This is a genomic window from Pseudomonas sp. CFBP 8758 (assembly GCF_014841725.1).
In the GTDB taxonomy this organism is placed as follows: Bacteria; Pseudomonadota; Gammaproteobacteria; order Pseudomonadales; family Pseudomonadaceae; genus Aquipseudomonas; species Aquipseudomonas baltica.
The window spans coordinates 472215-492729 of the sequence record NZ_JACYUK010000005.1 but is presented as its reverse complement, the minus strand read 5'-3'; the positions used below and the strand labels follow the sequence as shown (position 1 = coordinate 492729).

Here is a 20515-nt window from a genome sequence, read left to right as displayed (position 1 = left end):
GGCTCAGCAATCGCAAACTCGAACCCGAAGGATCGAGGTAACTCTTTGATTTCTCGTGGAGTTGTTGTGATGCTAATAATCTTGTTGACTAACAGTCTTAACTCACAAGCACCCACACGAATTGCTTGATTCAATTGTTAAAGAGCGGTGGGTTGATTCTTTCGTCTCAACCGAGGCGCGCATTCTACGCTAACCTCACATCCTGTCAAGCGTTTATTTTGAAGTATTTGGCCAGAAACCTGAACAACTTCAAACACTTGACTCGCTTCGATCACTCGTCAGCGGGAGGCGAATTCTACAGCGTTTCAAACCGCTGTCAACTGCCTTTTTCACCGCTTCCGACCTTGACGATCGAAACCCTTCAAAACCTTCTGAAACGGCCAACTCGTTGATTAACAAGGAGTTTATCGTTTCGGCTGCCCCGGAAGTGGGGCGAATTATAGACACTACAGATCTGCCGTCAACCCCCAATTCGAAAAACCGTCATAACCCCGCGTCCAAGCGTTCTTCTCTATAATGAAGAACGACTACACCACACCTGCAGCGTGAAGCTGGTCATAGGTAAGGGCGTCCATGTTCAGCAGCTGCTGCAGTACTTCCTTGGTGTGTTCGCCCAGCAGAGGCGGCGCATGTCGGTACTCCACAGGGCTGGCACTGAGCCGCAGGGGACTGGCAACCGTAGGCACGGTGCCAGCCAGCGGATGCTGCATATGGATCGCAAGCTCCCTGGCCACTACCTGAGGGTCGGCGAATACCTGGGACAGGTCGTTTATAGGCCCACAGGGCACACCGGCCACTTCGAGCTCGGCCACCCACTGCTCGGTAGTCTTGAACACCGTCGCCTGCCGGATGAGGGGGATCAGCTGCTTGCGGTTGGCGACTCTCTGCTGATTGGACGCGAATCGGGGGTCGCTCGCCCATTCCGGATGACCCGCCACCCCCGCGAACTTGGCGAATTGGCTATCGTTGCCTACGGTCAGGATGAAGTCGCCATCGGCCGTGGGGAAATCCTGGTAAGGCACGATGTTCGGATGGGCATTGCCCAGACGCTCAGGCGCCACGCCTGTCGTAAGGTAGTTCATGGCCTGGTTGGCCAGGCAGGCCACCTGCACATCCAGCAGCGCCATGTCGATCTGTTGTCCACCGCCGCCCTTGTCGCGATGCGCCAGCGCGGCCAGCATGGCAACAGTTGAGTACAGGCCGGTAAGAATATCGGTCAGGGCCACGCCCACCTTGGCGGGCCCGGCCCCAGGTTCACCGTCCGCCTTGCCGGTGAGGCTCATCAAGCCACCCATGCCCTGAACCATGAAGTCATAACCGGGGCGCGCGGCATAGGGGCCGGTCTGGCCGAAACCGGTGATGGAGCAGTAGATCAGTTGCGGGTTCACAGCGCTGAGTGATGCGTAGTCCAGGCCGTAGGCGGCGAGTCCGCCTACTTTGAAGTTTTCGATCAGAATGTCTGAGCCTGCAGCAAGGTCACGTACCAATTGCTGACCTTCGGGTCGGGTGAAGTCGATGGTGACCGAGCGCTTGTTGCGGTTGGCCGCCAGGTAATAGGCGGCTTCACCCGTATTGTTACCAGCGTGGTCGGCAAGGAACGGTGGCCCCCAGGCTCGGGTGTCATCACCCCGGCCTGGGCGCTCGACCTTGATGACCTCGGCGCCGAGGTCGGCCAGGATTTGCCCGGCCCATGGCCCGGCGAGTACCCGCGACAGGTCGAGAACACGAAGATGCGAAAGGGCGCCCATGACGACCTCCTATCAATAGAAGGCTTGCAGGCCGGTTTGCGCCCGGCCCAGGATCAGGGCATGTACGTCGTGAGTACCCTCGTAGGTATTGACCACTTCCAGATTGACCAGATGACGGGCGACGCCGAATTCATCGGATATACCGTTGCCGCCCAGCATATCCCTGGCCATGCGCGCGATATCCAGGGATTTGCCACAGGAGTTGCGCTTCATGATCGAAGTGATCTCCACCGCCGCCGTGCCTTCATCCTTCATGCGGCCCAAACGCAGGCAGCCTTGCAGGGCCAGAGTGATTTCGGTCTGCATGTCAGCCAGCTTTTTCTGGATGAGTTGGTTGGCTGCCAGTGGCCGACCGAATTGCTGGCGATCCAGGGTGTACTGCCTGGCGGTGTGCCAGCAGAACTCTGCAGCACCGAGCGCCCCCCACGAGATGCCATAGCGTGCCGAATTGAGGCACGTGAAGGGCCCCTTGAGACCACGTACATCGGGAAACATGTTTTCTTCCGGCACGAATACGTTGTCCATGACGATCTCGCCGGTGATGGACGCGCGCAGCCCGACCTTGCCGTGGATCGCAGGTGCACTGAGCCCGGCCCAGCCTTTTTCCAGAATGAAGCCGCGGATGTCTCCCGCATCGTCCTTGGCCCACACCACGAATACGTCGGCAATCGGACTGTTGGTGATCCACATCTTGCTACCGCTCATGCGGTAGCCGCCTTCGACCTTGCGCGCTCGCGTGACCATCGCCCCTGGATCCGAGCCATGGTCGGGCTCGGTCAGGCCGAAGCAGCCGATCCACTCACCGCTGGCCAATTTGGGAAGGTATTTCTGCTTTTGCGCCTGGGTACCGAATTCATTGATCGGCACCATGACCAACGACGACTGCACGCTCATCATCGAGCGATAGCCAGAGTCCACCCGCTCGACCTCACGGGCAATAAGGCCGTAGCACACGTAATTCAGGCCACTGCCGCCGAACTCTTCGGGGATGGTCGCACCGAGCAGACCCATCTCGCCCATCTCGCGAAAGATGGCAGGGTCGGTGGTTTCGTGGCGAAAGGCCTCCAGCACTCGCGGCATCAGCTTGCCTTGAGCGTATTGCTCGGCAGAGTCGCGCACCATGCGCTCTTCCTGCGTGAGTTGTTGGTCCAGCAGCAGTGGGTCGATCCAGTTGAAGCTTGCCATGTGCGCGTCCTCGGAAAAGCTGTATAGCCCGAGGGTAGGTGCTGATGCGTTGGTGAGCAAAGGAGGATTACGCATGAGCTTGTGATAATTTCTCACTTCAGAAACATGCGACAGGCAACATGGCCGGCAGTGATGTGAGGAACAGTTACATGCGTAGACGAATTCCCAGTACGGCGGCACTGATCTGTTTCGAAGCGGCGGCACGCCATGAGAGCTTTACCAAGGCGTCCCTGGAACTGTTCCTGACTCAGGGGGCGGTGTGTCGACAGATTGCCAACCTCGAAGAGTTTCTCGACGTGCGCCTGTTCCGGCGTTCGAAGCGTGGCGTGAAGCTGACCGAGGCTGGGCTGTCCTACAGCCGCCGGGTGGCCGCGCAGCTCGATGCTGTCGAGCGCGAGACACTGGCGGTGATGGGGCAGCAAGGTGCCAGCACCTTGGAGTTGGCGGTGGTGCCGACCTTCGGTACGCAGTGGCTGTTGCCACGCCTGAAGGACTTCCAGCGGCATCATCCGCAGATCACGGTCAACCTGACCAACCGAACTCGACCCTTTCTGTTCGCCGATACCGACTTCGATGCGGCGATCTACTTCGGTGATGGTGATTGGTCGGGGACGCAGACCAGCAGGCTGATGGAAGAGCATCCTGTCCCGGTATGCAGCCCGGCGCTGCTGCAGGGGCAACCAGCGCTGGCGCCAACACGCATTGCCGAGCTTGCGCTGTTGCAGCAAAGCACACGCCCCTATGCATGGCGGCAATGGTTTGCCAGCCTTGAGCTGAACGTGTCCCGCGACCTCAGTGGGCCGCGCTATGAACTATTCTCCATGCTGGCCCAGGCGGCGGTACATGAGATGGGGCTGGCGCTCATTCCTCCGTTCCTGATCCAGCGCGAGTTGCGCGAGGGCAGCCTGGTCATTGCCAACGCCCACGAGTTGCGCAGTAGCAAGGCCTACTACCTTGCCGTGCCAGAAAGGCATCGCGAGCTGGCGGCACTGCGGACCTTTCGCGACTGGTTGATGCAGCAGGCAGAGGATTATCGCCAACCCCTGCCACATGGAATGGAAATCGGTAGTGGCAAACGGTAGCAACCTACAGATGTACGTTTCTGGCGCGTTATTGAAAGCTTTGATAAACCGCGGTATTTCCGCTACAGCCGTTGAACTGCCTGCATATGGCAGGTTTTTGACACACTATCGCCTGCAGCCGATAAATATTTCGCAAAATATTTCGAGAAGCCCAGCCGCGCCTGTAACGCCCGTACTAGAAGGGCGGAAGCAGGAATGCTGTGACATTCGGTCACAGCGTGACTTGTAGTGCCCAGAGTGTATCGCTCCATAACCTGTTGAAGCCGCTCGTCGGGGCCTGCAAAATGCCGCGGCCCGCCGCTCTCAGGCGGTATCGCGCTGATGGCGCTCTGGCACGATGGCCATGGCCAGGGCTTGGGTACGACCAGGAAAAAGATCCAGCAGGAGATATAACGTGCACATTGGTGTTCCTCTCGAAACGCAGCAGGGCGAAACACGTGTAGCCGCTACCCCGGAGACCATCAAGAAGCTGGTCGCTCAAGGCCATGCGGTGACGGTCGAACATGGTGCGGGGGTTCTCGCCAGCGTGACCGACGATGCCTACCAGGCCGCTGGCGCGACCATTGGCAGTGCTGCCCAGGCATTTGCCACGCAACTGGTGCTCAAGGTCAATGCGCCCAGTGACGCAGAGCTGCAGCAGATGGCTGCGGGTACGGTGCTGCTGGGCATGCTCAACCCGTTCAACAACGAAGTGATCGCCAAGATGGCCGCGCGAGGCATCAGCGCCTTTGCCCTTGAGGCGGCCCCGCGCACTTCACGCGCACAGAGCCTGGACGTACTGTCTTCGCAAGCCAACATTGCCGGGTACAAGTCGGTGTTGCTGGCCGCGCACCACTATCCGCGCTTCATGCCGATGCTGATGACTGCCGCCGGTACCGTCAAAGCTGCTCGCGTGCTGATTCTGGGCGCTGGCGTGGCGGGCTTGCAGGCCATCGCCACCGCCAAGCGCCTGGGCGCGGTGATCGAGGCCTCCGACGTGCGCCCGGCAGTCAAGGAGCAGATCGAATCGCTGGGCGCGAAGTTTCTCGATGTGCCGTACGAAACCGACGAAGAACGTGAATGTGCCGTCGGTACCGGCGGCTATGCCCGCCCCATGCCCGCCAGCTGGATGCAGCGTCAGGCGCAAGCGGTTCACGAGCGCGCCAAGCAGGCTGACATCGTCATCACTACCGCGCTGATTCCCGGGCGCAAAGCGCCCACGCTGCTTGGCGCCGAGACGGTGGCGCAGATGAAGCCAGGCTCGGTGGTCATCGACCTGGCGGCGCTGCAGGGCGGCAACTGCCCGCTGACCGTGGCCGATCAGATCGTGGTGCACAACGGCGTGACCATCGTGGGCCCGACCAACCTTCCGGCGCAGGTGGGTGCCGATGCGTCGGCCTTGTATGCACGCAACCTGCTGGACTTCATGAAGCTGCTGTTCGACAAGGACGGGCAGTTCACCATCAACCTGGAAGACGACATCGTCGCCGCATGCTTGATGTGCCGCGATGGCCAGATCGTGCGCAAGAACGGCTGAGGACAATAACAATGGAAGACATGCTGATTTCCCACGGTATCTACAACCTGATCATTTTCGTGCTGGCCATCTATGTTGGCTATCACGTGGTCTGGAACGTGACACCCGCGCTGCATACTCCGCTGATGGCCGTGACCAATGCCATTTCGGCCATCGTCATCGTCGGCGCCATGCTCGCCGCAGCGCTCACCGTGACGCCACTGGGCAAGACCATGGGTACGCTGGCCGTTGCGCTGGCCGCGGTGAACGTATTCGGGGGGTTCCTGGTAACCCGGCGGATGCTGGAGATGTTCAAGAAGAAAGCACCGAAAGTGAAGGATGAGGCATCCAAACAATGAGCATGAACCTGGTTACGCTTCTTTATCTGGTGGCATCGGTCTGCTTCATCCAGGCGCTCAAAGGCTTGTCCCATCCGACCACATCTCGGCGCGGCAATCTGTTCGGCATGCTCGGCATGACACTGGCGGTGCTCACCACCGTTGGCCTGATCTACAAGCTGGGCGCAGAACTGGCCACCGCCGGGATCGGCTACGTGCTGGTCGGCCTGCTGGTTGGCGGTACTGCCGGGTCGATCATGGCCAAGCGCGTGGAAATGACCAAGATGCCGGAACTGGTGGCGTTCATGCACAGCATGATCGGGCTGGCAGCGGTGTTCATTGCCATTGCCGCCGTGGTCGAGCCGCAATCCCTGGGCATCGTCGCGCAACTGGGCGATCCGATCCCGACCGGCAATCGCCTGGAGCTGTTCCTCGGCGCGGCAATCGGCGCCATCACTTTTTCCGGTTCGGTGATCGCCTTCGGCAAGCTGTCCGGAAAATACAAGTTCCGCCTGTTCCAGGGTGCACCCGTGCAGTTCTCCGGGCAGCACAAGCTGAACCTGCTGATGGGTCTGGGCACCTTGCTGTGTGGCTTGATCTTCATGTTCACAGGCAGCTATGCCGCTTTCGGCCTGATGCTGGCACTGGCGTTCGTGCTGGGCGTGCTGTTGATCATCCCGATCGGCGGCGCGGACATGCCGGTGGTGGTGTCGATGCTCAACAGCTATTCGGGCTGGGCGGCAGCCGGCATCGGCTTTTCGCTGAACAACTCGATGCTGATCATCGCCGGCTCGCTGGTGGGCTCCAGCGGCGCAATTCTCTCCTACATCATGTGCAAGGCCATGAACCGTTCGTTCTTCAATGTCATCGGCGGAGGCTTCGGTGCCGTTGCAGACGCAGGCCCGGCTGGCGCCAAGGAAGCGCGGCCGGTGAGATCGGGCTCGGCGGATGACGCCACGTTCCTGCTGACCAACGCCGACACCGTGATCATCGTGCCGGGTTACGGCCTGGCAGTGGCCCGCGCGCAACATGCGCTGAAAGAGCTGACGGAAAAACTGACCCACGCGGGAGTGACCGTCAAATATGCGATCCACCCGGTGGCTGGGCGCATGCCGGGGCACATGAACGTGCTGCTGGCCGAGGCCGAGGTGCCTTACGACCAGGTTTTCGAGATGGACGACATCAACTCCGAATTCGGTCAGGCCGACGTCGTACTGGTGCTGGGTGCCAATGACGTGGTCAATCCTGCCGCCAAGAACGATCCGAAGTCGCCCATCGCCGGCATGCCGATCCTGGAGGCGTTCAAGGCCAAGACCATCATCGTCAACAAGCGCTCGATGGCCAGTGGCTACGCGGGACTGGACAATGAGTTGTTCTACCTGGACAAGACCATGATGGTGTTCGGTGATGCGAAGAAGGTCATCGAAGACATGGTAAAGGCCGTGGAATAGCATTCCGAGCCCACGCACCTGATGGGCTGCCGTACTGAAAAACCCCGCCCCATGGCGGGGTTTTTCATTAGGGAGGGAGAACAGCTGGCAGAGCTGAACGAGCGCTGCGGACCCGTAGGCGCTCGGCACTGCAATGGCGCACCGATCTAGGTTAAATCAGCACCGGGTTGCACACCCACGCATACAGTTGCAGGCTGCAGCGACTGAGCTTTTGTGCAACGTGATCAGAGATCGCAGCGAATAAATTTAACTGTACTACTGTACTGGTAAAGAAGTGAGAATCGAGGTACCCCAGAGCACTGGATTGGCGATAAATGCATTAAATTGGTGCAGACCCATACAGTTGCCTCATTCGAGAGCGAGACAGTTGGGTTTCACAGCTAACTGACTGCACACAATACAGGTGAACTGTGCCTATTGTAATGGACGGCGAGCGTGGAAAATGGGTACCAGATAAACCACTACTCAGCCCCGCCACAAGCGGAAGGATGTACATCATGGAACGTACCCTCAGTTCCGACCTGTTCCAGGCCAACACCCAAACTGCGCAAACTTCGGCTCCTCTGCGCTTCTTCGCCAACCTGATGCTCTGGCAGCGCCGTATCGCCAGCCGTCATCAACTGGCTCGTCTGGATGCTCGTCTGCTGGCCGATGCCGGTATCAGCGAAGCCCAGCGCTGCGAAGAGTTGAGCAAGCCGTTCTGGCGTTGATGCAACGCCCCGCTGGTAACAGAGCCTGAAGGCCGAACCAGCACCGAATTCAAGAAACCCGTCGCGGTCCACGCTGACGGGTTTTTTTTCGCCTGCGTGAAACAGGACAAGTACAGTTTTTGGTTATTAATTTATAACCATAACAGTTGAGTCATTGCGCTGCCGGTGTGGTCGGAGTGCTGGCGCCCGAGGCTTCCAGGCGCTCTAATAAGCTTTATTGCGCTCAAACCTCGTTCAGACCTGGAGATTCATCATGACCCGTAATTATTTGCTCAGTGCCGCCGTACTGTTGGCTCTGGCCAGTGGCGCACAGGCTTCAAGCTTCGTTGTCACCACCGATGCGCTGGTGCGTGGGGTCAACGCGTCGACCAACGCCACGTCCGACCTGTCTTCCTCGCTGCGTGACGACAAGATCGTCCGTGAAGCGCGCGATGACGCTGCAAGCTTCGTGGCCAGCCAAGGCGACATCCGCGGCGTGAAGCTGGAAAGTGCCTTTGCCCATATCCGCAAGGTTGCACCTCAGATGCAAGCCAGCGACACCCAACTGGCCCAGGCAATCCTTGCCATCTGATACGTTGCAGCGCGTGCTGCTCTAGATGAAAGAACCGGCAGGCTACCGGCTGCCGGACATCGAAGGTGGCTCTCGCGCAGGCGTTGGGCTAGCCTTGCCGTCCCAATTGCTCGACACCTGAAGCCCGATGCGTTATTTGCCATTCTTGCTTGCCCTCTGGGCGTCGTCGGCTGCGGCCTTCGATGTGAGCCTGCAGTCATCGGTAATCACCTTGTATGTGACCAGCCAAGTCACCACGGCACCGTTCGACCGCAAGTTGATTCTGTCTGCCCGGGACGATGCCGCCTGCTTCGTCGCCAGCGGCGGCCAATGCCGCGGCGCACGGCTCGAAGCGGCCATGGCCGTCATTCGCCAGGCGCACCCTCGAATGGCTGCAGGCGACCTTGAACTGGCGCAGGCGATACTCGTCCAATAAACACCTCGTATTACGGAGAAGCTCCATGCGTACCCCGCTGATTGCCGCTACCCTCGGCCTGTTCCTGCTGGCCGATGTGGCCCAGGCCCAAACTGTCGTGGCCACCAGTAATATCATCGTCCGTGCATTTGGCCGGTCGATCGATTTCACTTCCGACACCACGACCTCGATCCGCGACGCCAAGGTGGTCCTGGAAGCGCGGGACGACGCGGCCAGCTATGTGGCCAGCCAGGGCAACATCCGTGGCGCGCAGCTGGAGGCCGCCTTCAATGCGCTGCGTGAGCGCGTTCCACAGGCGCGCACCGCCAGTGACCAGGACCTTGCCGAAGCCATTCTCGCACTGTGAGGCGATTGGCCCGCTGGCTGCTGACAGCAGGCCTTCTGCTGACGGCTGCGCAGGCTTCTGCCAGCCTGCAGCTGGTGCTTGACCGCAGCGGGCTGGATGCCCGGCAGGCCGATGCCAGCCAGGCACTGCTCGACGATGCGATGGCCGCATTGCCACCACAGTTCGTCGCGCAGCTGGACCGGCGTATCGACGTCGGCTGGTCATCGCGCATGCCCGACAATGCCTATGGCCAAGCGTCTCTGGTATCCAGCCTGGAATTGAACCTCAATCAATTGCAGGGGCTGGCCGACGGCTCTTCCGCTCAGCGGCAGACCGACCGTCCTCATGGCACAGTGCGCGAAGAGCTGTTGGCCACCGTGCTGCACGAACTCACGCATATCTATGATCGGGCGCGCCTGTGGACACCTGCGGACCGTGCACTGATCAACCGCTGCAACCGTCAGAATGCCAGCCTTGGCAAGATTGGCTTGCCCGATGAGTGCCGTGGCCAGGGTATGCGGCGCTTTACCCTGAGCGACGACCCGCGCCTGCTGGACCTGGCCGGTTGGCAGCAATACGTCGGACGCCGGGGCGAGCGCGAAGAGCAGAACCGTCAGATCGTACGCAGTCCCGACATCTACGAAGTCAGCAGTCCGAAGGAATTCGTCGCGGTCAACATGGAGTACTTTCTCCTCGACCCGGCTTATGCCTGCCGTCGGCCGGCATTGTTCGACTACTTCAAGGCGCGTTTCAACTGGGCGCCGGCGCGCCAGCAAAGCTGCGCCGAAGGCCTGCCTTACCTGAATGCCGGCAGCGACTTCGGCAAGACGCCCTTGGGCAAGATCGATCCGCAACGTGTCTACGCGGTGGACTACCTGCTTGCCGAAGCCAATCAGAACCTCGCCAGCCGTTGGGGGCACAGCATGCTGCGCCTGGTCATCTGTGCCCCGGGACGCCCGCGGGGACCAGACTGCCGACTGGATCTGGAGCAGCACCTGGTGCTGTCGTACCGGGCATTCGTCAATGACGTGCAGCTGTCCACGTGGGGCGGTCTGATGGGGCAATACCCGTCGCGACTGTTCGTGTTGCCGCTGTCCCAGGTGATCGACGAGTACACCAAGACGGAGTTGCGCAGCCTGGCGTCGGTGCCGCTCAAGCTGGACCGCGGCGAGATCGAGTCGCTGGTGCGGCATGCCGCGGAAATGCATTGGAGCTACGACGGCAGCTATTACTTCCTGTCCAACAATTGTGCAGTGGAGAACCTCAAGCTGCTGCGTAGCGGTACCCATGATCCGAGGCTCCAGGGCATCGACAGTATCTTGCCCAACGGTTTGCTCGAGGTGCTGGAAGGGCGCGGGCTGGCCGATGGCAGTGTGCTCGATGATCCGCGTGAAGCATTGCGACTGGGGTATCGGTTCGATTCCTATCGCGATCGTTACCAGGCCATGTTCGAGGTGCTGCGCAAGCATCTGCCCATCCCGCAGCAGACCGTCGAGGATTGGTTGGCGCAGGACGCTCAGCAGCGACGGCCCTGGTTTGCCCAGGCTGACCTGCGCACCAGTGCTGCGCTGTTGCTGCTGGAGCAGGCCAGTTACCGGCGCCAGTTGCTGTTGGCGCAGGATGAGGTCAAGCAACGCTATCTGGGCGCCCGCGAGTTGGGGGATGGCAGCGTGGCCAATGCCAATCAGATGCTGCAGGAAATCCTGGCCAACAGTGGTTTTCTCAGCCGGCCGGCGGAGCTGCTCGACAACGGTGGCTACGGGTTGCCGCAGACGGCGGAGTGGCAGCGGCTGGAATCGGAAAGCAGTCAGCGCCAGCAACGGTTGCAGCGCCTGAGTACCGACTTGGACAAGGAGGTGAGGGCGCTGCTGACCCCTGAGCGGGCTGCGGAGATTGCGGCCAGTGAAGCGAATCTGAAGCAGGTGGGGGAACACCTGCGCGAGTTGCACAAGGCGGCGGGTGGGTTGGTGTTGCCTTGAGATCGAGGGGGCGCCATTCGCGGGCAGAGCCCGCTCCCACAAGGGACGGTGTTGTTTTGGGAGCGGGGCACGAGTATTCGCGGGCAGAGCACGCTCCCACAAGGACAATTGTATCGTTTTGAATGGCGAAAGGTTGTTGAAAGCTTGCCGACATAGGATCGACTCACCCCCGGCGTAAGACCGGCCGGCCAGATGGCAGCACTCAGGTGCGCTTTCGGCCTCTTGAACAACAACAATGGTGAAACCGATGTCCTTGATGATCCCTACCCGCAGTACCTCCCTTCCCATACTCCCGGCTCTTGCCATTCCTCGCTGAACCTCTCGTTCTTCGTCTTTAGCCGCGCTGTGCCTGGAGTATTCCCATGCTGACATTCCTTGGCTTTGCCATGGTCATCACGTTCATGTTCCTGATCATGACCAAGCGCCTTTCTGCGCTGATCGCCTTGATCATCGTGCCTATCCTGTTCGCTCTGTTCGGTGGTTTCGCACCGGAAATCGGCCCGATGATGCTTGCGGGCATCACCAAGCTTGCGCCGACCGGCGTGATGCTGATGTTCGCCATCCTGTATTTCGCCCTGATGATCGATTCGGGGTTGTTCGACCCGGCAGTGCGCAAGATCCTCAAGCTGGTCAAGGGCGACCCGCTGAAAGTGTCGGTAGGCACCGCCGTACTGGCGTTGATCGTTTCGCTGGACGGTGACGGCGCGACCACCTACATGATCTGCGTTGCCGCCATGCTGCCGCTGTACCAGCGCATCGGCATGAGCCCAAGGATCATGGCCGGTTTGATCATTCTGGCAGGCGGGGTCATGAACATGACGCCGTGGGGGGGTCCGACCGCGCGCGCTGCCAGTGCCCTGCATGTCGACCCTTCGGACATCTTCGTGCCGATGATCCCAGCCATGGCGGTCGGTGTCGTCGCCATCCTGGTGATTGCCTACATGTACGGCAAGCGCGAGCGCGTTCGTCTGGGCGAGCTGCACCTGCCTGGTGACGAGATCGACCACAGCGAAATCAGCGTGTCGCAGTTCCCTGACGCACGCCGGCCCAAGCTGATCTGGTTCAACGGCGGCTTGACCCTGCTGCTGATGATCACCCTGATCATGGGCCTGCTGCCTCTGCCGGTGCTGTTCATGGTCGCGTTCAGTATTGCCATGATCGTCAACTACCCGTGCCTGGAAGCACAGAAGGAACGTGTCGCAGCCCACGCCGGCAGCGTTCTGGCCGTGGTCGGATTGATCTTCGCCGCCGGTATCTTCACCGGCATCCTGACCGGCACCGGCATGGTCGATGCCATGTCCAAGAGCCTCCTGGCCGTGATTCCGGATGCCATGGGCCCGTACCTGGCCGTGATCACTGCGCTGGTCAGCATGCCGTTCACCTTCTTCATGTCCAACGATGCCTTCTACTACGGCGTATTGCCGGTACTGGCCGAAGCCGCGGCGCACTACGGCATCTCGCCGGTGGAAATGGCCCGTGCCTCGATCGTCGGACAACCGGTACACCTGCTCAGCCCGCTGGTACCCTCTACCTACCTGCTGGTCGCACTGGCCGGTATCGAGTTCGGTGACCACCAGCGCTTCACCCTCAAGTGGGCAGTACTGGTTTGCCTGTGCATAATGTTCGCCGCGCTGGCAATGGGGATCTTTCCTCTGTTCAGCAGTCTATAAATTCTATTCGCGAGCCAGGCCGGACGCCGTCGCGCCGCTACCCCATGGTAGCGGCGCTTTAGCATCCGGCCTTGCGCCGCCCTGACATTCAACACGAAGGACTTCACATGGAATGGTTCACCAACCCGGAAATCTGGGTTGCTTTCTTGACCCTGACGGCACTTGAAATCGTGCTGGGCATCGACAACATCATCATGATCTCGATTCTGGTGAGCCGCATGCCCAAGCACATGCAGGCACGCACACGGATTTTCGGCCTGGCGCTGGCCATGGTCACGCGCATTCTGCTGCTGCTTTCGATCACCTGGGTCATGCGCCTGACCGCCGACCTGTTCGTGGTATTCGGCCAGGGTATCTCCGGACGTGACCTGATTCTGTTCTTCGGTGGTCTGTTCCTGTTGTGGAAAAGCTCGCAAGAGATCTACCACGGCATGGAAGGCGAAGAAGAGGGCGGTGACGAGGTTGCAGGCAAGGGTGGCAACTTCATCTACACCATCATCCAGATCGCCATCATCGACATCGTGTTCTCGCTGGACTCGGTCATCACCGCGGTGGGCATGGTGTCCCATGTACCGGTCATGGTCGCTGCCATCGTCGTTGCGGTATTGGTGATGATGGTCGCTTCGGGCACCATCAGTCGCTTCATCGATCAGCATCCATCGCTGAAGATGCTGGCGTTGTCGTTCCTGTTGGTGGTCGGTACCGTACTGATCGCCGAAGCGTTCGACGTGCATGTACCCAAGGGCTACGTCTATTTCGCCATGGCGTTCTCGTTGGCTGTGGAAGCCGTGAACATCAAGATGCGTACTGCCATGGCCCGCAAGCGTCGCGAGTCCCAGGAAGAGTCCTGAGCCTGGAAAGCCGCGCGTTGCACTGGCAGCGTGCGGTAGTGGCCAGCAATGTGCTATGAACGACTGACCGGCCAGGGGGTCTGTTCCATTGACTTGGTCGATTTCAATGGAAGGGATTCATGCACGAGCGGGTGAAAAGCGCTCCCGGCACACAGCATCGTCTGCTGTGCCTGTGGCTCCTGGCGGCGACGCTGTTGTGCGCCGGCCGTGAAGCCGTGGCGCTGGACCGCTTCCAGGTCGAAGGGTATCTGTTGCCCAACGGCCTGCAACTGCTGCTCAAACCTGGCGACGAGCGTGCCCACGTGTCGATTCGCCTGGTGGTTGGCGTTGGTTTCGACGACTTCTCCTGCACTGATCAAGAACTGCCCCACCTGCTCGAGCATCTTCTGTTCAGCGGTATCGACGAGCACGGCGAAGGCGGTCTCGAAGAACGCATGCAGACGCTGGGCGGGGAATGGAATGCGTTCACCAGCAGTGCCGACACCACTTTCGTCATCGAAGCGCCAGCGCACAATCAGCGCAAGGTACTCGACCTACTGCTGGCTGCCGTCACTCGGACCACCATCGACGAAAAAGCCCTGGCCAGCGCCAAGCGCATCATCGAGCACGAAGACGGCGGCCATCATTCCCACCTGCAGCGCTTGCTCGACAAGCCCGCTCGGGACAGCGATGCCAGCAGTCAGTTGGCTATCGAGTTAGGCCTCAAGTGTCCGCAACCTGCCGAAGTCGCCGACCTGACGCTGGCGCAGGTGCGTGATGTCCGGCAAAACTGGTATGCACCGAACAACATGAGCCTGATCGTGGTAGGGGGCTTGGATAAGCTGCTACCGGCCTATCTGGAGCGTACCTGGGGTGCGCTGGATGCGGTGGAACCCAGCGACCATCAGGACCTACGTTCGGTCACCCATGCGGCCGAGCCGCAGGCTGAACTGACCCGCGGTTGGCTGGGCGAGGACGCCAAGCTTCATCTGTACTTCGTCGAACCGGTGCTTGAAACCGCGCATCCCGCTACTCTGGACCTGCTGCAGATGTATCTGGAATGGGAGCTTTACCGCGAACTGCGGCTTGCCCACGGCCTGTCGTACGGGCCCTGGGTGGCCCGCGAGTCGTACGGCGACAGCGGCCTGCTGAGCCTGAACGCCGATGTGGATCGAGCCGATATCGGTCAGACCGGCCTGGTCATGGGGCAGATGATCGCGCGTCTGCGCGACAACGGTGTGGACGCGGAGACCTTCAAGCGCCTGAAGAATCTTGCGATCGCCCGGCAAGCCTGGGCGGCGCAAGGCAACGTGGCGCTGGCCGACTACTATTGGGGAGCACTGGCCGACTATACCGACGGCCGCTTCGCCAGCCCGGCGCGGCAGTTGGCTCAGGTCACCGTCGAGGACGCCAACACTGCCTTGCGTCAGATGGTAGGGACGCAGGGGTATATCCGTGTCGACAAACCCCTGCTCGGCTATGACGAGCTCTATCGGATCGCCTGGGCGGTGTTGATCGGCATGGCAGCATTGCTGGTGGGGCTCATCGTCTGGCGGCGCGTAAAACGACGTTGATCGCTGCCGAGGCGGTGTCCTGAATACCGTTTCATTGCCTATTTTCTATGGAAGACCATGCCGTACTTCGTTCAGCGCCTCATCGACCTTATCAAACGCTACCCGGGTGTGATCGCACTGGGCGGTTTCCTGTCCGGCATCGGCAGCTTCGTGCTGGTCGATCGCCAGGCAGGCCTGGCCAGCTGGATCGCAGTGGTGATGCTGCTGACCTGGATCTGGTTGATGCTGGAGAACACCTTCACCCAGTTGTTCACCCGCTTGTTCAAGCGTGAGATACCCACGCCGGTGCTGCGCTACGCGACCCAGATGATCCACCAGGAAAGCCTGTTCTTCGTTCTGCCTTTCTTCTATATCACCACCACCTGGAACAGCGGCCAGCTGGTGTTTACCGGCCTGCTGACGCTGGCCGGGCTGGTGTCGATCATCGACCCGCTGTACTACAAGTGGGTCGCGCCCCGGCGCTGGCTGTTCATGGCGCTGCACACTTTCACACTGTTCGCGGCGTTGCTCACGGCGCTGCCGATCATCCTGCACCTGACCACCGATGAAAGTTTCAAGCTGGCGCTGGCCACCGCCATGCTGCTGGCCTTTCCGAGCCTGGCCGTCAGTTTCCCGATCAACCATTGGCGTCGCGGCGTGGCGCTGGTCTTGGCGACCTTGATGATCGGCGGTGCTGGCTGGCTGCTGCGCTCCTGGGTGCCGCCGGCCACGCTATGGCTGACCGAGGTGGCGGTGACCACCGAGCTGGACAACCGCAGCCGCACCCATGGCGACAGCCTGGATACGGTCAGCGCGGCACAGTTGCGCAGCAGCGGGCTGTACGCCTACACCGCCATCAATGCTCCACGAGGCTTGGACGAGCGTATCTATCATGTGTGGCAGCAGAACGGCACCGAGGTCGATCGCATCGCCCTGGACATCCACGGCGGGCGCAAGGAGGGCTATCGCGCCTGGAGCCACAAGCAGAATTTCCCCGGCAACGTCGCGGGGAAATGGCAGGTGCGGGTGTTGACCGAGGATGGTCAGATCGTCGGCGTGCTGCGCTTCACGGTGACCGACGACGCGGTTCAGGCCGCCGTGGCACCGAAGAACCAGTAGCAGACCACGATGGCGGCGATGACTCCGGCCAGGTCCGCCAGCAGTGCACAGCCGACCGCATGACGCGCACGCTGGATGCCCACGGCACCGAAGTACACGGCCAGCACATAGAACGTGGTCTCGGTGCTGCCCTGAATGGTCGCCGCAACCAGCGCCGGAAAGCTGTCCACGCCATGGGACTGCATGGTCTCGATCAGCATCGCGCGCGCGGCACTGCCGGAAAACGGCTTGACCAGCGCGGTCGGCAGGGCGTCGACGAACCGGGTGTCCATGCCCAGCCATTCGACCAGGTGACGAATGCCGTCCAGGCCCAGCTCCAGGGCGCCCGAAGCGCGCAGCACACCTACCGCGCAGAGCATGGCGACCAGATACGGCAGCAGGCTCTTGGCAACGTCGAAACCTTCCTTGGCGCCTTCCACGAAGGCCTCGTAGACCTGAACCTTGCGCAGCGCGCCGATGACCAGAAACAGGATGATCAGGCCAAACAGCGTGAGGTTGCCCAGGATCGAGGACAGCCCCGCCAGGGCTGTAGCCGAGAGGGTGCCCAGGAACGCCATGAACACGCCAAGCAGCAGCGCACCGGGAATCAGATAGGCCAGCACCACTGGATCCCACAGCCGCAGACGTTGCATCACGGCCACTGCCAGCAGCCCGGCGAGGGTACTGGCCGAGGTGGCCAGAAGAATCGGCAGGAACACCAGGGTCGGGTCGAGGGCGCCTTGCTGGGCGCGGTACATGAAGATCGATACCGGCAGCAGGGTCAGCGACGAGGCGTTGAGTACCAGAAACAGGATCTGCGCGTTGCTGGCGGTGGTCGCACTGGGGTTGAGTTCCTGTAGCGAGCGCATGGCCTTGAGGCCGATCGGGGTTGCGGCGTTGTCCAGGCCCAGGCCGTTGGCAGCGAAGTTCATGGTGATCAGCCCCAGTGCCGGATGGCCGCGTGGCACCTCGGGCATCAGTCGGCTGAACAGCGGCCCCAGGACCTTGGCCAGCCAATCTACGATACCGGCCTTCTCGGCAATCTTCAGGAAGCCCAGCCACAAGGTGAGGGTGCCGAACAGCAGGACCATTACTTCTACCGACAGCTTGGCCATGGCGAACAGGCTTTCGACCATCGCGGCGAAGATGCCGGCATTGCCGCCGATGAGCCATTGGCCGAAGGCCGAAATCGCGGCGATCAGAAAGAAGCTGAGCCACAGGCCATTCAGCATGGGTATTCCCTCGTTCGAAGATGCCCGGATGATAGCCCAAAGCGAGGTTGGATTCTGCCCCGCAGGGCAGCGTGGTGTGTCAGGGTTTTCGCGTGAGGCCGGACGCGGCTTGCACCGCTGCTACAGGGTACGAGCTGCGTCACCGGGTAGGTTGCGGATGCAGGTATCATCGCGGCGCGCCGTTCGCGGGCAGAGCCTGCTCCCACAGAGCCGCGTCAGGGGGCGACGCGGTCCTTGCTGCGCCAGTGCGGCAGGGAGTTCCAGTAACGCTCGCCCTTGGCATCGTCGTACATGCCTTCCCAACGCGAGATCACCAGCACGGCCAAGGCATTGCCGATGACGTTGAGCGCGGTACGGGCCATGTCCATGATGCGGTCGACGCCGGCAATGAAGGCCAGGCCTTCGAGCGGAATGCCGACGCTGCCCAGGGTCGCCAGCAAGACCACGAACGACACGCCCGGCACGCCTGCAATGCCTTTGGAAGTGACCATCAGGGTCAGTACCAACATCAGTTGTTGCCCGATCGACAGGTCGATGCCATACAGCTGGGCAATGAACAGCGCCGCGATGCTTTGATAGAGGGTAGAGCCGTCGAGGTTGAACGAGTAGCCGGTGGGCACCACGAAGCTGCTGATGGCCTTCGGTGCGCCATACGCTTCCATCTTCTCGATCACGCGCGGCAGGACGGTTTCCGAACTGGCCGTGGAATACGCCAGTACCAGCTCGTCCTTGAAGATGCGGAACAGCTTGAAGACCGAGAAGCCGAACAGGCGCGCGATGACACCGAGCACGACGATGGCGAAGAACAGGATCGCCGCATACACCAGCACCACCAGTTTGGCCAAGGGCAGCAGTGAAGCGAAGCCGAAGTTGGCCACCGTGACGGCAATCAGCGCGAAAACCCCGATTGGGGCGTAGTTCATGATCATGTGAGTGACCTTGAACATGCTTTCCGATACGCCCTGAAAGACTTTGACCAGAGGCTCGCGGGTTTCACCTGGCAGACTCGACAGGCCCAGGCCGAACAGTACCGAGAAGAAGATGATCGGCAGCATGTCGCCGCGAACGATCGACGCAAAGATGTTGGACGGAATCAGGTTGAGCAGGGTGGCAACGAACGCATGGTCATGCTGCACCTCAGCCGTGGTTTTCTGATACTGCGAGATATCCACGGTGCCCAAGGTACTCATGTCGATACCCAGTCCAGGCTGGAACAAGTTGGCAAGGCCCAGGCCAACCAGAATGGCAATGGTGGTCACCACTTCGAAATAGAGGATGGTCTTTACGCCAATGCGGCCGAGCTTTTTCGCATCGCCCACGCCGGCAATGCCGACGATCAGAGAAGAGATCACGATGGGGATCACGATCATCTTGATCAGGCGGATGAAGATGTCGCCTGCGGGCTGCAGGATATTGCCGATCCACCAGGCCTTCTCGGCACTGAAGTGGTTGAGCACTGCACCCAGTGCGATGCCCAGTACCAAGCCGATGAGTATTTGCCAGGCGAGGCTCAGTTTTGCCTTCTTCATGTCGTTACCCTTTTTCCAAGTCAACTCGTGATGCCTGTTCGCAAGCCGAACGGCCATCCGTAGAGGTTTCTTCACGCCATGGCGAAACGCTTTGGCGAACGAAAAAAGGCGCAACTATTCCGATGCACTGCGGCAGCGTCTAATGCCGGATGCGACTACCCTATGCAAGATCGGCATAACGCAATTGAATGATTTTCTGCTTTTGATATGTGCGTTCGGATAGACGACTGGTCATGCCGAAGCAATTGGCAGGTTTGCCGAAAGGGGGGTGCAAAAAAACCAACGACGTTCGCGAAACCGAACGCTGGGAATTTTCTGCTGGAAAAAGATGAAACAAGATGGAAGGCAGCTCGACGCTGCGAAGATAGGCTCTGCGCAAGCCGGGCACGTAATGATCGTACACCGCTTGCGCAGCAGCTGTTGCCTGACCCGGCCCGGTTCGGAGGTCCTCCCTGTACCCCTAGGTCACTCCGAACCGACTGCATTCAGAACAACCCGACCCCATGGTCATGACCGCCACGTTCTGAGTGCCGGCCATTCGGACCAGGATGACCCGGCCCAATCTGTAGATCTTTGATGCACTGCCGTGATGGCGCAAACCATCACGGCATCACAGGAAGTCAGTACCAGTCAGGGTCTTTCTTCAACTGTTCCATGAGCATCTGCTGCATGCCTTCGTCGGGCTTGCCGAGAAAGCGATAGGTCGCGTGACGCGTCGGCGACTTATCGGCAGGCAAGCCGGCAGGTACCTGGACATACAATGCGTACGCATCTTCCTTGTCCATGCTGAAGGCTACGAGCAGTCGCCCGCTTTTGCAGCTCTCAGCGGTTTCACACAGCGGCCCCACCAGGTAATTGTCGCCGTCCTCAGGGACTGCAGACATCTGCTGGGGCGAAACGCCTGACAGATTGATGATCCAGTCCGGAACACGTTCCTCGGACTTGATCACCGACTGCCAGGTATCGCGGTACTCGGTGCTCGAACCCAGTAGCTCGCTGACGCGAGCCTGACCGTCATTGGCGGCCATTGCCATGCTGCTGCCGACCAGCGACAGCGCCATGGCTATACCCTTGAGGGTCATGCTGGTCATGGTCAGCCTCGACCGCGACGGCCAAAGATGAACGAGACGACGAACAGCACCAGGAATACTACGAACAGGATCTTGGCGATGCCTGCTGCGGTGCCGGCGATACCACCGAAGCCCAAGACGGCGGCGATGATGGCGATGATGAGGAATGTGACTGCCCAACTCAGCATGGTGTATCTCCTTTACGATTTGTCGTGTTTTATCGGTTGATCAGAT

General features: G+C 60.4%; 19 protein-coding genes. 13 read left to right on the top strand and 6 right to left on the bottom strand.

The genetic code is table 11. The features are described 5' to 3' along the window. Positions 1-527: 527 nt before the first annotated feature. Both IFT75_RS14055 and IFT75_RS14050 read right to left on the bottom strand, forming a co-directional pair. Complete coding sequence (locus tag IFT75_RS14055; protein ID WP_192055241.1) at positions 528-1748, bottom strand: CaiB/BaiF CoA transferase family protein; 1221 nt, start codon at positions 1746-1748, stop codon at positions 528-530. Positions 1749-1760: 12 nt separating this feature from the next. Further along, a complete protein-coding gene (locus IFT75_RS14050; protein ID WP_122480120.1) occupies positions 1761-2933 on the bottom strand; it encodes an acyl-CoA dehydrogenase in 1173 nt (390 codons plus the stop codon). Positions 2934-3082: 149 nt separating this feature from the next. Here IFT75_RS14050 and IFT75_RS14045 point away from each other — a divergent pair, with 149 nt between their 5' ends. The 13 genes from IFT75_RS14045 (at position 3083) to IFT75_RS13985 (ending at position 16471) form a co-directional block, all read left to right on the top strand. Further along, positions 3083-4015: a LysR family transcriptional regulator gene (locus IFT75_RS14045; protein WP_192055239.1), complete on the top strand. Its 933-nt coding sequence runs from the start codon at positions 3083-3085 to the stop codon at positions 4013-4015. Between the two features lie 394 nt (positions 4016-4409). Then, positions 4410-5531, top strand: coding sequence for a Re/Si-specific NAD(P)(+) transhydrogenase subunit alpha (locus tag IFT75_RS14040; protein ID WP_192055237.1), 1122 nt, complete (start codon positions 4410-4412; stop codon positions 5529-5531). Between the two features lie 11 nt (positions 5532-5542). Next, on the top strand, positions 5543-5869 hold the full coding sequence (locus tag IFT75_RS14035; RefSeq protein WP_043191874.1) for an NAD(P) transhydrogenase subunit alpha: 327 nt from the start codon (positions 5543-5545) through the stop codon (positions 5867-5869). After that, positions 5866-7299 carry an NAD(P)(+) transhydrogenase (Re/Si-specific) subunit beta gene (locus IFT75_RS14030; RefSeq protein ID WP_122714882.1) on the top strand — a complete coding sequence of 478 codons (1434 nt, stop codon included), beginning with the start codon at positions 5866-5868 and terminating at the stop codon, positions 7297-7299. The genes IFT75_RS14035 and IFT75_RS14030 overlap by 4 nt, the downstream gene beginning before the upstream one ends. 497 nt (positions 7300-7796) lie before the next feature. Next, the gene (locus IFT75_RS14025; protein ID WP_122714881.1) at positions 7797-8009 is read left to right on the top strand and encodes a DUF1127 domain-containing protein; all 213 of its coding nucleotides are present in this window, start codon (positions 7797-7799) and stop codon (positions 8007-8009) included. 253 nt (positions 8010-8262) lie between these two features. Continuing rightward, positions 8263-8580 carry a DUF2388 domain-containing protein gene (locus IFT75_RS14020; RefSeq protein WP_185794573.1) on the top strand — a complete coding sequence of 106 codons (318 nt, stop codon included), beginning with the start codon at positions 8263-8265 and terminating at the stop codon, positions 8578-8580. A 127-nt stretch (positions 8581-8707) separates the two neighbouring features. Next, positions 8708-8995, top strand: coding sequence for a DUF2388 domain-containing protein (locus IFT75_RS14015; protein ID WP_185794574.1), 288 nt, complete (start codon positions 8708-8710; stop codon positions 8993-8995). 25 nt (positions 8996-9020) lie between these two features. After that, positions 9021-9341: a DUF2388 domain-containing protein gene (locus IFT75_RS14010; protein ID WP_122480114.1), complete on the top strand. Its 321-nt coding sequence runs from the start codon at positions 9021-9023 to the stop codon at positions 9339-9341. Next, a complete protein-coding gene (locus IFT75_RS14005; RefSeq protein ID WP_192055236.1) occupies positions 9338-11299 on the top strand; it encodes a DUF7844 domain-containing protein in 1962 nt (653 codons plus the stop codon). Before IFT75_RS14010 ends, IFT75_RS14005 begins: the two co-directional genes overlap by 4 nt. A gap of 362 nt (positions 11300-11661) precedes the next feature. Next, entirely contained in the window at positions 11662-12969 is a 1308-nt protein-coding gene (locus tag IFT75_RS14000; protein WP_122480113.1) for a CitMHS family transporter, read from the top strand. A gap of 107 nt (positions 12970-13076) precedes the next feature. After that, complete coding sequence (locus IFT75_RS13995; protein ID WP_122480112.1) at positions 13077-13820, top strand: TerC family protein; 744 nt, start codon at positions 13077-13079, stop codon at positions 13818-13820. 119 nt (positions 13821-13939) lie between these two features. Beyond that, positions 13940-15373 (top strand): M16 family metallopeptidase, encoded by a 1434-nt coding sequence (locus IFT75_RS13990; protein ID WP_192055234.1) that lies wholly within the window; start codon positions 13940-13942, stop codon positions 15371-15373. Between the two features lie 57 nt (positions 15374-15430). Then, the gene (locus IFT75_RS13985) at positions 15431-16471 is read left to right on the top strand and encodes a DUF5924 family protein (RefSeq protein WP_185794576.1); all 1041 of its coding nucleotides are present in this window, start codon (positions 15431-15433) and stop codon (positions 16469-16471) included. Here the strand turns inward: IFT75_RS13985 and IFT75_RS13980 are convergent. The 4 genes from IFT75_RS13980 to IFT75_RS13965 all read right to left on the bottom strand — a co-directional run bounded on the left by IFT75_RS13980 (position 16441) and on the right by IFT75_RS13965 (position 20469). Next, positions 16441-17682 (bottom strand): nucleoside recognition domain-containing protein, encoded by a 1242-nt coding sequence (locus IFT75_RS13980; protein ID WP_122480109.1) that lies wholly within the window; start codon positions 17680-17682, stop codon positions 16441-16443. The two genes, IFT75_RS13985 and IFT75_RS13980, sit on opposite strands and share 31 nt — an antisense overlap. Positions 17683-17897: 215 nt before the next feature. Further along, positions 17898-19211: a glutamate/aspartate:proton symporter GltP gene (gltP, locus tag IFT75_RS13975; RefSeq protein WP_122480108.1), complete on the bottom strand. Its 1314-nt coding sequence runs from the start codon at positions 19209-19211 to the stop codon at positions 17898-17900. Positions 19212-19831: 620 nt separating this feature from the next. Then, entirely contained in the window at positions 19832-20302 is a 471-nt protein-coding gene (locus IFT75_RS13970; protein WP_192055232.1) for an inhibitor of vertebrate lysozyme family protein, read from the bottom strand. Between the two features lie 2 nt (positions 20303-20304). After that, positions 20305-20469, bottom strand: coding sequence for a DUF1328 domain-containing protein (locus tag IFT75_RS13965; RefSeq protein ID WP_043191899.1), 165 nt, complete (start codon positions 20467-20469; stop codon positions 20305-20307). Positions 20470-20515 lie beyond the last annotated feature (46 nt).

Excerpts from the sequence above, each read along its gene's own strand:
- IFT75_RS13985 (WP_185794576.1), top strand. The coding sequence starts at position 15,431 with ATGCCGTACTTCGTTCAGCGCCTCATCGACCTTATCAAACGCTACCCG.
- IFT75_RS13995 (WP_122480112.1), top strand. The coding sequence starts at position 13,077 with ATGGAATGGTTCACCAACCCGGAAATCTGGGTTGCTTTCTTGACCCTG.
- IFT75_RS14000 (WP_122480113.1), top strand. The coding sequence starts at position 11,662 with ATGCTGACATTCCTTGGCTTTGCCATGGTCATCACGTTCATGTTCCTG.
- IFT75_RS14045 (WP_192055239.1), top strand. The coding sequence starts at position 3,083 with ATGCGTAGACGAATTCCCAGTACGGCGGCACTGATCTGTTTCGAAGCG.
- IFT75_RS14030 (WP_122714882.1), top strand. The coding sequence starts at position 5,866 with ATGAGCATGAACCTGGTTACGCTTCTTTATCTGGTGGCATCGGTCTGC.
- IFT75_RS14055 (WP_192055241.1), bottom strand. The coding sequence starts at position 1,748 with ATGGGCGCCCTTTCGCATCTTCGTGTTCTCGACCTGTCGCGGGTACTC.
- gltP (WP_122480108.1), bottom strand. The coding sequence starts at position 19,211 with ATGAAGAAGGCAAAACTGAGCCTCGCCTGGCAAATACTCATCGGCTTG.
- IFT75_RS13965 (WP_043191899.1), bottom strand. The coding sequence starts at position 20,469 with ATGCTGAGTTGGGCAGTCACATTCCTCATCATCGCCATCATCGCCGCC.
- IFT75_RS13980 (WP_122480109.1), bottom strand. The coding sequence starts at position 17,682 with ATGCTGAATGGCCTGTGGCTCAGCTTCTTTCTGATCGCCGCGATTTCG.
- IFT75_RS14050 (WP_122480120.1), bottom strand. The coding sequence starts at position 2,933 with ATGGCAAGCTTCAACTGGATCGACCCACTGCTGCTGGACCAACAACTC.
- IFT75_RS14035 (WP_043191874.1), top strand. The coding sequence starts at position 5,543 with ATGGAAGACATGCTGATTTCCCACGGTATCTACAACCTGATCATTTTC.
- IFT75_RS13970 (WP_192055232.1), bottom strand. The coding sequence starts at position 20,302 with ATGACCAGCATGACCCTCAAGGGTATAGCCATGGCGCTGTCGCTGGTC.
- IFT75_RS13990 (WP_192055234.1), top strand. The coding sequence starts at position 13,940 with ATGCACGAGCGGGTGAAAAGCGCTCCCGGCACACAGCATCGTCTGCTG.
- IFT75_RS14025 (WP_122714881.1), top strand. The coding sequence starts at position 7,797 with ATGGAACGTACCCTCAGTTCCGACCTGTTCCAGGCCAACACCCAAACT.
- IFT75_RS14015 (WP_185794574.1), top strand. The coding sequence starts at position 8,708 with ATGCGTTATTTGCCATTCTTGCTTGCCCTCTGGGCGTCGTCGGCTGCG.
- IFT75_RS14020 (WP_185794573.1), top strand. The coding sequence starts at position 8,263 with ATGACCCGTAATTATTTGCTCAGTGCCGCCGTACTGTTGGCTCTGGCC.
- IFT75_RS14010 (WP_122480114.1), top strand. The coding sequence starts at position 9,021 with ATGCGTACCCCGCTGATTGCCGCTACCCTCGGCCTGTTCCTGCTGGCC.